This window comes from Micromonospora sp. L5 (assembly GCF_000177655.2).
In the GTDB taxonomy this organism is placed as follows: domain Bacteria; phylum Actinomycetota; class Actinomycetes; order Mycobacteriales; family Micromonosporaceae; genus Micromonospora; species Micromonospora aurantiaca.
The window spans coordinates 4,616,730-4,629,574 of record NC_014815.1 but is presented as its reverse complement, the minus strand read 5'-3'; the positions used below and the strand labels follow the sequence as shown (position 1 = coordinate 4,629,574).

Genomic DNA, 12,845 nt, shown 5'->3' with positions numbered 1-12,845 from the left:
GGCGAGTGTGAGGCGGTACGGCGGCAGGCGGTTGGCGTGCTTCGCCGCCGGGGGGTCGGTTCCGGAGATCACGGCCGTGCTGCGACCCGCCTGTGGTGCAGCAGGGCGACCTCGGTCAGCTGGGCTCCGACGTCGGTGACCAGCAGGCTGCCGGCTGCTCCCGAGCCGATCGCGGCGGCGCGCACGGTGTCGATGAACACCAGGCGGGAGGGTGCGAGGACCGTCTCGACGACGCGGCGCATCACGGTCTGGTCGTGTTCGCCGGCTAGGACCGGGCGGCAGGCCGCGACGACACCGCCGGGAGGCACCGGTTCGCTGAAAAGGCGGATCAAGTGGGACAGCAGGATCACGCAGCCGTCGGCATCGACGATACAGCCGCGCCGGATCAGAGAACCGGCGGAGGTAGACGCGTCCCCGCACGGCGCGCTGATGGTGCCGCGGTGCGCCGCCCAGACGCCGATCGAGCTGCTGCCGAGGCCAATCGCGACCGCGGTCTGCGGGGCAGAGCGACACATACCGGCAGCGCGCTGGTCGGACGAGAGGACGTTCGCGGGCACGGTTACACCGATCACTTCCATTGATACAAGCGTTTACCGAATCCCATCGTCGCCGCTGAACAGCTCAGTGAAAGCGGTCGGATCCGGCGCAACTTCGTCGCGCTCGTTGCCGATGCCCGGCAACCGGCCCGCGGTCACTGGCTGCGGTGCGGGCCGGATGACCGAGACCTCGGTCGACCGCTTGAGTGCTGTCGTGGCCCTTCCTGTTCTGGACGGCTATGGTGGCCGACATGGATGACGGGCGCGGCTTCGGGGGCGTCGGCCGGCGAGTTGCGGTGCCGACGTTGCTCGTCTGGGCTGTGCTGGTGTTGGTCGTGTCCACCGCCCGGGACATCGGGTTGTGCATCGTCTTCCGGCTGACCCGCCGTGCGGTCCCGGGCTGTGTACCGGCGTGGTCGGCGGACCGGGCCCCGCCGACGTAGACGCTCACCGCCTGAAGCCGCCCGTTGCGCGGCGTCGGACACGACGCTGCCCCTTGGCTGGGAGCACCATGCCACCCTTCATTCATGACTTTCGCTTCTGCATGCCCATTGACCTGCCGGCGACGTCGCTTCCCTTCGTTAGCCCTCGACACCTGGTCCCCGACCTACCCGGGTGGACGACATGCTGACCGCCGGCGCCTACGCTCGTCCGGGCGTACAGTCGTGCCTTGCCCTTGACCTCGGAACGTCCACCGTCCGGCTGTGGACGCCGCAGGCTGGAACGGTGATCACTGAACCGACGGTGCTCTGCCGCCCCAGCACCGACCGGCACGTGGCCGGACGAGCCGCGCTGACCGCTCAGACCCGCGGTGTGACCGCCACGTGGCCGGTGCGCAACGGCGTGGTGCGCGACTTCTTCGCCTGCGTGCACCTGCTCCGGTCGCTGACCGCCGATCTCCGCCTACCTTCCGACACCGCCTATCCCGTACTGGTCGGTGTGCCGGCGACCGCGACCCTGCGCCAGCGCAACGTGCTTGTCGCCGCGGTCCGCCGTGCCGTCGGTGGACGGGTCAATGCAGTGGAGGAGCCACTCGCGGCTGCTCTGGCCTGCCGTCCTGACCCGGGCGGTGACGTGGTCGTGGTGGACATCGGATCCGGACGTACCGAAGTGGCACGCATCTGTGACCGCAGCATCGTCGCGGCGGAGCGTGTCGATGACGCCGGATCCGTCGACCGGATCCCGGCGATCGCCGACTGTGTGCGCCGTCTCGACCGTCCGCGGGGTGGTCAGCGGCGGCTGCTGCTCACCGGTGGTGGTGCGACCGCCGCCGGAGCCGCCGCGAGGTTGGCCGCGCTAACCGGCCGCTCCATCACGATGCCCGCCGAACCGCCGCTGGCCACGCTCACCGGCCTGCGCCGGCTACTCACGAGCTGACGTGGGCCGGTCCCGCATCCGTATCCACTTCCCGGCCGCGGTTGCGGTCGTCTTCTTCCGGAGTTTGTCATGGACGTCGAATTCACACCGCTGCCGGGCATCGGAGAGTGCCACGCATTCACCACCGTCACCGGTCATCGGGTCGGCGTTGTCACCCACTATGCCGGCGGTCGACGCGAGCTGATCCACGGCGTCAGCGACGATCCCGATGCCACCTGCAGCCTGACCCTCTCGCGTAGCGAGGCGATCGCGTTGGCGGGACTGCTGGGCATCCCGGACGTCATCGACGTGGATGTCACAACCACTCGGCAGCCCCGCCATCCGGCTGCCGGGTGACGGGGCTGAGTGCTGCCATGATCAGCGGCCGCGCCGGCGACGAGGCCGGCGCGGCCGCTGCCGCGGCATTCCGTCAGCCCTTGTGTTTCTGCTGGAAGGGGACGCAGAACCGGGTATGCGGTAGCACTTCGAGCCGTTCGGCGGGGATGAGGCCGCCGCATTTTTCGCAGCGGCCGTAGCTGCCCTCGGCGATGCGTCGCAGCGCACCGGTGATCTGTTCGAGGTTGTGCCGGGTGGCCGTCACCAGTGCCGCCCGGTTGTGTGCTTCGCCGGGGTCGCCGGTGTCGGCCGAGATCTCCGTCAGTTCCTTGAGCCGGTCGTATGGGCGGCGAAGTCCTCGCTCAGCGACGCACGGAGGCCGGCGAGCCAGCCCTGATCGGATACTTCGATGTCGACGCTCATGTACCGCTTTTTGCTCGGCAGACCGAAAGTGCTTCGGGAAGCAAGAGGGCGGAAGCTCGAACGGCTTCGCCCTGGCGATCGTTGGGGTGTCGTGAACTACCTCGCTCGCCGTGGGTCTCGACCCGACGGCTGCGGGCTGCGTTGCCCAGTCGCCGTCCTGCTCGAGGAGCAACCGTCGGAAACTGCGGCGATCGGCCGCGGGGCCGTGAGATGGACAGCTTTGAACGCCGCCAACGCAGTGACGGTGTGCGAGCGAGAACTCGCCACCAGCATCGGACCACCTTGAATTGATCGTTCCGGACGTTCGGCAGGGGCTTCGGCAGCGCTGACGCACCCGCTAGCGCAGCGGGTCGAACGGCGCCAGCTCCGCGGGCACCTCACCCTTGAGCACCGCTTGGGCCACCAACTGTCCGGTGATCGGCCCCAGGACGATGCCCCACATGCCATGGCCACCGGCGACGAACACCCGCGGCGCGGCGGTCGCGCCGATCAACGGCAGGCCGTCAGGAGCGCACGGCCGGGAACCGACCCACTCGTCGCGACGGTCATCAAGGTTCACCCCGTTGAGCAACGGCCGCACCGCGTCGACGACGGCGGTGATGCGTCGCGGGTCCAACTCGTCGGCGGGCCGGCGGAACTCCATCATCCCGGCTACCCGCAACCGGCTGCCCAACGGAGTACAGGCGACCCGCTGCGCCGGGAAGTACAGCGGGCCGGCGGGCATCCGTTCGACAGGCACGCTGAAGCTGTAGCCGCGCCCGGCCTGCACCGGGCGACGTACGCCGAAGCGTGCCGCCAGCTCACCGATGGCCGCTCCGGTGGCGATGACCACAGCGTCATGGCGGCGCTGCTGCCCGAATGGGCCGGTGACGCGGACGTCCGTGGTTGCCGGCTGCAGACCGGTCACCTCGCTGTTGTCGAGGATGCGGCCGCCGCGGGCCCGGACCGCATCCGCCAGCGACGGGATGAACTCGGAAGGGTTCAGGTACCGCTGCCCGAAAATCTGGACGGCGGCACCGACCCGGTCGCTCAGAACGGGCTCCATCGATCGGACCACCTGTCCGGTCACCGGGCGGAAGGTGACGTCCTGACCGGCGTCGCCCATCTGTTCCAGCTCGTCCAGCAGCCCACGGCTGTCACGCTCGCGGGCGAAGCAGGCCAGGAAGGGTTCCGCCGGCGTCGTCACGGCGCTCACACCGCCGGCCGCGAGGGCATCGAAGGCGTCCAGGCGGCGCTCGTTGAGGGGGACGTAGGCGGCCATGCCCCGCCGCCACCGCCGGGCGGTGCTGTAGAACACGAACGACAGCAGGAAACGCCACAGGTCACGGTCGGCCCGCAGCGGCAGGTACACCGGGGATCGGGCGCTGAGCACCGCGCGTAGACCGTAACGCAGCACCGCAGGTTCCGGCAGTGGGGCGGTCAGCCCCGGGGTCAGCCAGCCGGCGTTGCCCCACGACGAGCCGGCGCCAGCGTGATGACGCTCGTAGACCGTCACCCGTGCGCCGGCTTCCTGCAGGAACCAGGCCGTGGACAAAAGCCGGCCATGCCCGCTCCGATCACCGCGACGTCACACGGTGAGCCGCGCACGAACGCGGGAGTGCCTGTCACGCCGAGCTCGTCAGACATACCACTCCTCTGCTGCGCTGTGCCGTCTCGACAGCCGTTGGGTAGCTGGGCGCGCCATCCGGGCCTGCTTTCCGGCCATGATCGCCTGGTCACCGCATACCGGGCCAGGGCTGTGGCCGGTCAGCTGATGCGTCACACCTTGCCGACGCTCGGAAACCATCAGGCGACGGCAGCGCGACGGCAATCTCGCCCAGCCCGGGCCCGTTGTCGCTGACCTGGCAGGTCAGCACGTCGTGGTGCTGCCACAGATGCACCTCGCCGCTGCCCCCGCCCAGACCACGCACTCCATCAACATTGGTCGATAGCTGCGGGCCTGGTCGAACCAGCGGCCGTCACCGGCGAATCATCGGGGTCAGGAGTTCTAAAAGCTGGCCGGCCGACCGGTCATGGCAGACGGCGCCTACCGCGGCAATCCTGAGGTAATCATCCCGTACCGCAAGCCCGCTGACGGCAGTGATCTGCCCGAGTGGAAGGCGGACCTGAACAAGCAGGATCGCTCGGTCCGAGCGCAGGTCGAACACGCCCTGGCCCGCATGAAATGCTTCAAGATCCTGCGCGACTACCGCCGCGCCGCCCACACATTGGCCGACACCGCATCCGGCATCGCCCACCTCCACAACATCATCCTGGCCGGCTGATCCAGGAACCGTTGCGCGGCAACGCCATCACCGAGTTACGAGACATCCTTAGACGCACTCACATGTCGCAACGGGGCACCCTGCGATTAGCAGGTCGACTCGGGCAGCGGGCTTCGAGCGCCGGGTCACATCACGACGCGGACACCAGGCCAGCGTTCGGTGGGGCGGTGGCGGGCGAGTCGCCGCCGGGAGATCTCCGCGCTGGCCCTGGCCGGGTTGCGCCGCCACACCCCATCGAGCAGATCGTCGGGGCCGTGGGGCGCGCATACCGTGATCGGTCATGCGCGTCGAGGCGTACGGCCACGGCGGTGGCGTACTCGGGCCAGGTGGCAATGGCATCGGCGACGGTCCGCAACGGCGCCACCGGACCTCCGCCGAACTTGGCCGGGTACCAGGTGTGCACCGCGGCCTGGTTTCTGCCTCCCACGGCGGATTCGGCTAGCGCGGATGATCACGGGCGACCTCCTCGCCACCCGAGCCCCGGGCGGCGGCGCCGCGTGCCGCGGCCGTCGGGGGACTTCGGCCGGTCGCGATGTACGCCCGGCGATCGGCCGTCTCGTGACACGCTGCCGTGGGGACGACCCGGACGGGAGCGGAAGTAATGACCATCGGTATCGCGGTGAACGGCAGCTGATGGGCCGAGCGGTGATCATGCTGGCCGCGGTGGCGGCGGCCGTGCTGGTGGACGTGCTCAGCGGCGTACTCGTCAACCGGATCGCCCATGGTCGCTACAAATGGCTGCTGGCGCCGCTGCGCCAGGCCTGCCGCCGCCCGACGACCGCCGTTCTGCTACTCGCTGGCCTCTACGCCGCGCTGCCGGGAGGGCCGGGCCGGTGGCTGCGCGAGGGCCGGCACGCCATCCTGTTGCTGCTGATCGGCAGCGTCGCCTTGCTGGTGGTCAGGGGGCTGCACGTCGCCGAGATCGTGGCGTTCAGCCGGCTGCCGGCCGGGGTGGTGGCCGACCGTCGGATCCGCCGCACTCGCACCCAGATCCGGCCGGTGCGACGGTTGACCTCGACGGCGGTCACGATCGTCGCGATCGGTCTGATCATGACCACCTTCGAGCCGATACGCCTGTTCGGCATCTCGGTGCTCACCTCGGCCGGTGTGATCGGCGCCGTGATCGGCCTGTCCGCCCGGACCGCGCTGGGCAACGCCTTCGCCGGCATCCAGGTCGCCTTCGCGGACGGCCTCTACATCGGTGACGTGCTCGTCATCGACGGCGAGTGGGGTCGCGTCGAGGAGGTGAAATTGACTAACGTGGTGATCCGGCTCTGGGACGACCGCCGGCTCATCCTGCCCACGACCTACTTCACCGAGCGCCCGTTCCAGAACTGGACGCGACACGAGACCCGGGTGGTCGGCAAGGTCCAGATCCACGTCGACCACACCGCCAACCTGGACGACCTGCGCGTCGAGGCGCAGCGCCTGATCGAGGCGTCGCCGCTGTGGGACCGGCACCAGTGGGTGCTTCAGATGGTCGATGCCAACCCGCAGACCGTCGTCATCCAGATCCAGGCGTCCGCCGCCGACGGGCCGAGCGCCTGGGACCTCCGCTGCGACCTGCGCGAGGCGATGGTTCGCTACCTGCGGGAGAAGCACCCGCAGTGGCTGCCCCGCACCCGCAGCGAGTACAAGCCCTGATTCCGCGCCCGGGATGCGGCATTCGCGTTGCCGACCAGCAGCCGGGCCGTTAGACCACTATAGGGCTGACACGCAACGAAGGTGGGGAACCCGATGCTGGTTGACCTGCTCGCCCAGGACGCTGCCCCGGGAGACCTCATGGCGGCGCGGGTGCAGATGGCCCTGTCCCTGGGCTGGCACATCGTGATCGCCTCGTTCGGCGTCGGCATGCCGGCGGTCACCGTCTTCGCCGAGTGGCGCGGTCTGCGCACCGGGGACCCGACCTTCACCCGGCTGGCGCGCCGCTGGGCCAAGGCGATGGGCGTGCTGTTCGCGGTCGGCGCGGTGTCGGGGACCATCCTGTCGTTCGAGATGGGGCTGCTCTGGCCCGGCCTGATGGGCCGCTTCGGCGACGTGATCGGCCTGCCGTTCGCGATGGAGGGCATCGCGTTCTTCGTCGAGGCCATCTTCGTCGGGATCTACCTGTACGCCTGGGACCGGGTGCCACCCCGGGTGCACCTGCTCTCCGGACTGCCGGTCTGTGTCGCGGGCGTGGCGTCCGCGTTCTTCGTGGTGTCGGCAAACGCCTGGATGAACCAGCCCCGCGGCTTCGACCTGGTCTCCGGCGAGATCACCGACGTCAGGCCGTGGCAGGCGATGTTCAACCCGGCGACGCCGCCGCAGACCCTGCACATGATCGTCGCGGCGTTCATGGTGACCGGCTTCGGCATCGCCAGCGTCTACGCGGTGGCCCTGCTGCGCGGCCGCCGGGACCGCTACCACCGGCTCGGCTTCGCCATCCCGTTCACCGTTGCTGCGGTGCTCTCCCCGGTGCAGGTCGTGGTCGGCGACTGGGCGGCGCACTTCGTCGCGGAGTACCAGCCCACCAAGCTCGCCGCGATGGAGGGGCTGGCCCGCACCGAGGCCGGCGCGCCGCTCTCGCTCGGCGGCGTCTACGTCGACGGGGAACTGCGGTACGCAGTCGAGGTGCCCAACGCCCTGTCGCTGCTGGCCAGGTGGGATCCGGACGCCGTGGTCATGGGCCTGGACCAGGTGCCCGACGATCAGGAGCCACCGGTGACGGTGGTCAAGTGGGCGTTCCAGCTGATGGTGGCCATCGGCTTCGGGCTGGTGGCGCTTTCCGCCTGGTGGGCGCTTGCGTGGTGGCGGCGTCGGGGTCCGCCGCGCTCGCCGTGGTTCCTGCGGGCCGCCGCCCTGTCCGGGGTCGCCGCCGCCGTCGCGGTCAAGGCCGGCTGGGTCGTCACCGAGGTCGGGCGGCAACCCTGGATCGTGTACGGCGTGCTGCGCACCGCCGAGGCGGTAAATCCGGCGCCGGGCCTGGCCACCGGCCTGGCCCTGGTCGCCGCCGTCTACGCGGTGCTCACCGTCGCCACCGTCGCGGTTCTGTGGCGGATGGCCTGCCACCGCGACGAGCCGGTCGCTCCGCAGGAGGGCGTACCCGAACCGGTGGACAGCGGCCGATGACCGTCGTCGACGTCCTGCTCGGGGTGCTGCTGGCCGGTCTGACGCTCTACACCCTGCTCGCCGGCGCGGACTTCGGCGCCGGGATCTGGGACCTCCTCGTCGGCGGGGCGCGCCGCGGCGCAGCCCGCCGGGAACTGATCGCGCACTCGATCGGCCCGGTGTGGGAGGCCAACCACGTCTGGCTGATCCTGGTGTTCACCCTGTTCTGGACCACCTTTCCGCCCGCGTTCGCCGCGTTCGCCTCCACCCTTTACATCCCGCTGACCCTGGCCGCGCTGGGCATCATCGGTCGTGGCGCGGCCTTCGCCTTCCGCAAGGCCAGTCACACCCTCACCGAGCAACGCCTCTACGGCGCCACCTTCGCGCTCTCCTCGGTGGCCACTCCGTTCTTCCTCGGCTCGATCGTCGGCGCAGTCGCCTCCGGTCGCGTCCCACCCGGCATCACCGAGGGTGACATCTGGCGCAGCTGGCTCAATCCCACCTCCATCTACGGCGGACTGCTCGCGATCGGCGTGTGCGCGTACCTCGCCGCGGTCTACCTCATCCACGACGCGCGCCGCGCCGGTGCCGCCGACCTGGTGGCCCAGTTCCGCCGCCGCGCCCTGGTCACCGGCATAGCGGTGGGCGTCGGCGCGGCGGCCGGGCTGGCCGTCGTCGCCGCCGACGCGCCGGACCTTTTCGCCGATCTTCGGGGCCGGGCGCTCGCCCTGGTGCTGCTCTCGTTCGCCGCGGGGCTCGGGTCGCTGGTGCTGATCGCCACCGGCCACTACCGGGCGGTGCGGGTGACCGCGGCCCTCGCGGTCGCGGCCGTCCTCTGGGCCTGGGGCGCCGCCCAGTACCCAGACCTGCTGCCGCCCGACCTGACCGTCACCGAGGCGGCCGGTGATCCCACCGTGCTCGCCACGGTGCTCGCCGTCCTCGCGGTCGGAGCGCTGCTGCTGGCGCCCTCCCTGCTCTGGCTGTTCGGCATCTTCCAGGGCTCCAAGCCGGCCGCCGGCAACCCACCGCCCCGGTGACGCTCACCCGGGCGGGCAGCCTGTGGGCGGCGCTGGCGGCGGCGGTGGCGCTGGGAGCCCTGCACCTTCTCGCGCCGGCCATCCGCCGGAGACTGCCGGTGCCCACCCACGCGGCGACGTCCCTCGGTGGCGGCATCGCCGCCGCGTACGTGTTCCTCTACCTGCTGCCGCGCCTCGCGGAGGGCAACCAGGCGGTGGCCCACGTCCTGGAGGAGGAGATCAGGCCCACCCCGGCCCGCGGATTCGTGCTGTTCCTCGTCGCGCTGGTCGGCTTCTTCACGTTCTACGCCCTGGAACGTGTCACCCACCGCTCGCAGCAGCGCCGGCAAGAGCCCACCCGGCTGCTCTTCGGGTTCCAGCTCGGCTTCTTCGCCCTGTACAGCGGCCTGATCACGTACACCCTGGCGACTAAGCTGGACGCGGGGCTCGGGCCGGCGGTGCTGTTCGCCGTCGCCATGGGGCTGCACGTGCTGGCCACCGACGGCGTCCTGGCCGAGCACTTCCCGGTCAGCCTCACCACCGGGTGGCGCCTCGTCCTGGTCGCCGGCGCCGCCGGCGGCTGGGTGACCGCGGTCGCCGTCCAGCCCACCGGCGTGCTGATGAACGTGCTCACCGCCTTCCTGGGTGGCGGGATCCTGCTCAACATTTTCGTCGACGAACTGGCCCCCGAAAGGCACTCCAGCTTCACCTGGTTCACCATCGGCCTGGCCGCCTACTCCGGCCTGCTCGCCTTCGCGACCTTCACCACCGACGTCGGCGCTGCCTGAGGACGATCACCGGCCGCCTCCAGACGGCCAGCCGGTGATGGCGGCCGGTTGTCAGCGACTGACCGTCACGTCGACCGGTCCGGCGCTCACGGTGCCGTCATTCAGTGGGGTGCAGCGGATGCCGCCCGTGCGGCGCAGCGCCTTCTACGCATTGGGGGCCGATGGCGACGTCCTTCAGGCACAGGGGGTTGGCCGGGCGGTTGTCCCGCAGGCTGACCGGCCTGCGCCGGCGTCGTCGTCAAGCCCTCCCAGCACGGCCGCGGTTTGGATGATCTGCTGCAACAACTCGCCGGGGTGGAGCCCCCGGGACACACCGCGACGGCTCGCCGAGCTGCTCGTCGGGTGTCACGTGCCAGCCGGTACGGCGGCGGGCCGGACCGAGAGGTCGAGCTCGCCGCCGACGACATTGACATCGATGGTGTCGCCCGGATTCGCCCCGTCATCGAGCAGCAGGGTCGACAGCCGGTCTTCCAACTCGCGCTGGATGCTGCGCCGCAGTGGCCGCGCCCCGTACTCGGGCTGGTAGCCCCGGTTGGCCAGCCACTGCGTGGCGTCCGGGCTGATCTCGAGGTTGATGTTCTGTGCGTGCAACCGACGGCGGGTGCGGTCCAGCAGCAGGCCGGTGATCTCAAGGAGCTGGTCCCGGTCCAGGCCGGTGAAGACGATGATCTCGTCGATCCGGTTGAGGAACTCCGGCCGGAACCGCTGCCCCAGCAGCCCCATCAGTTCCTCGCGCTGGTCGTTGACCGGACGCCCTGCCGCCTGCGCGGCCAGAATGCGGTCCGCGCCGATGTTGCTCGTCATGATCAGGATGGTGTTGCTGAAATCGACCGTGCGACCCTGCGCGTCGGTGAGGCGACCGTCGTCGAGCACCTGCAGCAGCGCGTTGAACACATCCGCATGCGCCTTCTCCACCTCGTCGAAGAGCAGCACCGAGTATGGCCGGCGCCGGACCGCCTCGGTGAGCTGACCGGCCTCCTCGTACCCGACGTAGCCCGGGGGCGCTCCGACCAGCCGGCTGACCGTGTGCTGCTCCTGGAACTCGCTCATGTCGAAGCGGATCATGCTGGACTCGTCGCCGAAGAGCGCCGCGGCGAGGGCTCTGGCCAGTTCAGTCTTGCCGACGCCGGTGGGTCCGAGGAAGAGGAACGACCCGTCGGGTCGCTGGGGGTCACTCAGCCCGGAACGCGATCGGCGTACGGCGGCCGCCACAGCCCGTACGGCCTCGTGCTGGCCGACCACGCGCTCGTGCAGTTGCTCCTCGATGCGCCTCAGCCTCTGCTTCTCCACCTCCGTGAGCTGGGTGACGGGAACACCGGTACGGCGGCTGACCACCTCGGCGATGTCGCTCATATGCACCTCGGGCACCGGAGGCGTGCCCTCCTGCGCCGCCGCCAGATCCCGCTCTGCCGCACCGATCTCGGCTTTCAGCGCACCCGCGCGTTGATAATCCTCGTTCGCCACCGCGCTGTCCTTCTCCCGGCGCAGCTGGGACAGCCGCCTTTCGATCTCCTTCTTGTCCGGAGCGGGTGTGCGGGAACGAAGCCGGACCCGGGCCCCCGCCTGGTCGAGCAGGTCGATGGCCTTGTCCGGCAGAAACCGGTCGGTGATGTAACGGTGGGACAGTTCAGCCGCGGCGTCCAGCGCTTCGTCCGTGTAGCGCACCTGATGGTGCGCCTCGTACCGGTCACGTATGCCCTTGAGGATCGCGACGGTGTCCTCCACGCTCGGCTCCGACACCAGGATCGGCTGGAACCGGCGCTCCAGCGCAGGATCCTTCTCGATGTAGCGACGGTACTCGTTCAGTGTCGTCGCACCGACCACGTGCAGTTCGCCGCGGGCCAGGGCGGGCTTGAGCATGTTGCCGGCATCCATCGCCCCCTCGCCACCGCCGCCCGCGCCGACAACGGTGTGCAGTTCGTCGATGAAGAGGATCAGCCCGTCCTCGCCCGACGTCACCTCCTGGATCACGTTCTTCAGGCGCTCTTCGAACTCACCGCGGTACTTGGTGCCCGCCACCATCCCGGACAGGTCGAGTGCGACCACACGCCGGTTGGCCAGGGTTTCGGGCACCTCGTCGTTGACGATGCGCTGCGCGATGCCCTCGACGATCGCCGTCTTGCCGACGCCCGGCTCGCCGGTGAGCACCGGATTGTTCTTCGTACGCCGGGAGAGCACTTCGATCGTGTCGTCGATCTCGTCATCACGGCCGACGACCGGATCGAGCCGACCGGCCCGGGCGTCCTCGGTGAGGTCCCGCCCGTACTGGTCAAGGGTGGGGGTGCTGCTGGCCCCGCGCCCGTCGGCACCGCCCGCCGGCGGCGTGGGCCCGGTGACGGCCCCACCGAGCGCCCGCAACGCCCGGCCCGCGGTCGTCTCCGGGTTCGCGGCGATGCCGAGCAGGAGGTGTTCGGGGCCGATGTACGACGCGCCGGACCGTCGCGACTCGCGGTGCGCGTCGAGCAGGGCGCGCTTCGCCGCCGGCGCGAGCGGAGGCGTGTCCTCGCGTGGCCTGCCCTTGGGGACGGCCGACTCTATCTGGCGGGCCAGGTCGTCGGGGTCGGCGCCGCTCGCGCCGAGCATCCGGCGGGTGGGGTCGGCCTGGGCTGCGGCCCACAGCAGGTGCTCGACATTGAGGTACGGGCTGCCCCACTCCGTAGCCTGCTCGGCTGCCCGTTGCAGGAGTTGCCGCGACTCGATGGAGAGCAGCCGGGACAGGTCGACCCGCTCCACCGGACGTCCCGCGAACGGGTCTCCGCCGAAGAACCGACTGATCAAGTCGTCCAAGGAGCCGCCAGGGATGCGGAACGCGTCGAGCGACATCTCATACCCTTTCTGCCGGTGGGGTGGGTCCTCGGCACAGGCCCACCTGAACGCTACGCACCTTTCGCCCACAGAGTTGGCCTTTATGGGTTTCTGGGGAGGCCAGGGTTTGTACTCGCTGCGGGTGCAGGGCAGCCACTGAGGGTGGTTGTCGCGGAGGTCGCACCGGAGCGTCCCAGGCGCTGGGCCCCGTCGGCGCCTGCGGCCTGCCCACCA

General features: G+C 70.3%; 11 protein-coding genes and 2 pseudogenes. 8 read left to right on the top strand and 5 right to left on the bottom strand.

The features are described 5' to 3' along the window. Positions 1 to 68: 68 nt before the first annotated feature. Complete coding sequence (locus tag ML5_RS21685; RefSeq protein WP_013476174.1) at positions 69 to 578, bottom strand: hypothetical protein; 510 nt, start codon at positions 576 to 578, stop codon at positions 69 to 71. Between the two features lie 209 nt (positions 579 to 787). Here ML5_RS21685 and ML5_RS21680 point away from each other — a divergent pair, with 209 nt between their 5' ends. The 3 genes from ML5_RS21680 to ML5_RS21670 all read left to right on the top strand — a co-directional run bounded on the left by ML5_RS21680 (position 788) and on the right by ML5_RS21670 (position 2,249). Further along, positions 788 to 979: a hypothetical protein gene (locus ML5_RS21680; protein WP_123111873.1), complete on the top strand. Its 192-nt coding sequence runs from the start codon at positions 788 to 790 to the stop codon at positions 977 to 979. Positions 980 to 1,160: 181 nt separating this feature from the next. Continuing rightward, positions 1,161 to 1,913, top strand: a complete 753-nt coding sequence (locus ML5_RS21675; protein ID WP_013476172.1) for a rod shape-determining protein — start codon at positions 1,161 to 1,163, stop codon at positions 1,911 to 1,913. Positions 1,914 to 1,982: 69 nt separating this feature from the next. After that, complete coding sequence (locus ML5_RS21670) at positions 1,983 to 2,249, top strand: hypothetical protein (protein ID WP_013476171.1); 267 nt, start codon at positions 1,983 to 1,985, stop codon at positions 2,247 to 2,249. Between the two features lie 73 nt (positions 2,250 to 2,322). On the opposite strand, the gene ML5_RS32950 is transcribed toward ML5_RS21670, so the two are convergent. Further along, entirely contained in the window at positions 2,323 to 2,493 is a 171-nt protein-coding gene (locus tag ML5_RS32950) for a TraR/DksA C4-type zinc finger protein (RefSeq protein WP_230650302.1), read from the bottom strand. 495 nt (positions 2,494 to 2,988) lie between these two features. Beyond that, positions 2,989 to 4,146 carry an FAD-binding oxidoreductase gene (locus tag ML5_RS21660; RefSeq protein ID WP_236619257.1) on the bottom strand — a complete coding sequence of 386 codons (1,158 nt, stop codon included), beginning with the start codon at positions 4,144 to 4,146 and terminating at the stop codon, positions 2,989 to 2,991. Between the two features lie 499 nt (positions 4,147 to 4,645). Here ML5_RS21660 and ML5_RS21655 point away from each other — a divergent pair. Beyond that, positions 4,646 to 4,915: pseudogene (locus ML5_RS21655) on the top strand (transposase family protein); the annotation flags it as partial. 125 nt (positions 4,916 to 5,040) lie between these two features. Here the strand turns inward: ML5_RS21655 and ML5_RS31635 are convergent. After that, a pseudogene (locus ML5_RS31635) lies at positions 5,041 to 5,279 on the bottom strand (nucleotidyltransferase family protein). Positions 5,280 to 5,548: 269 nt separating this feature from the next. Between ML5_RS31635 and ML5_RS21650 the strand changes: the two are divergent. The 4 genes from ML5_RS21650 (at position 5,549) to ML5_RS21635 (ending at position 9,806) form a co-directional block, all read left to right on the top strand. Then, positions 5,549 to 6,559: a mechanosensitive ion channel family protein gene (locus tag ML5_RS21650; RefSeq protein WP_041784248.1), complete on the top strand. Its 1,011-nt coding sequence runs from the start codon at positions 5,549 to 5,551 to the stop codon at positions 6,557 to 6,559. Between the two features lie 93 nt (positions 6,560 to 6,652). After that, positions 6,653 to 8,023 (top strand): cytochrome ubiquinol oxidase subunit I, encoded by a 1,371-nt coding sequence (locus tag ML5_RS21645; protein WP_013476169.1) that lies wholly within the window; start codon positions 6,653 to 6,655, stop codon positions 8,021 to 8,023. Then, the gene (locus tag ML5_RS21640) at positions 8,020 to 9,039 is read left to right on the top strand and encodes a cytochrome d ubiquinol oxidase subunit II (RefSeq protein ID WP_013476168.1); all 1,020 of its coding nucleotides are present in this window, start codon (positions 8,020 to 8,022) and stop codon (positions 9,037 to 9,039) included. The genes ML5_RS21645 and ML5_RS21640 overlap by 4 nt, the downstream gene beginning before the upstream one ends. After that, positions 9,036 to 9,806 carry a hypothetical protein gene (locus ML5_RS21635; protein WP_013476167.1) on the top strand — a complete coding sequence of 257 codons (771 nt, stop codon included), beginning with the start codon at positions 9,036 to 9,038 and terminating at the stop codon, positions 9,804 to 9,806. The genes ML5_RS21640 and ML5_RS21635 overlap by 4 nt, the downstream gene beginning before the upstream one ends. Positions 9,807 to 10,151: 345 nt before the next feature. Here the strand turns inward: ML5_RS21635 and ML5_RS21630 are convergent, their stop codons facing one another. Beyond that, on the bottom strand, positions 10,152 to 12,629 hold the full coding sequence (locus ML5_RS21630) for an ATP-dependent Clp protease ATP-binding subunit (RefSeq protein ID WP_013476166.1): 2,478 nt from the start codon (positions 12,627 to 12,629) through the stop codon (positions 10,152 to 10,154). Between the last annotated feature and the right edge of the window lie 216 nt (positions 12,630 to 12,845).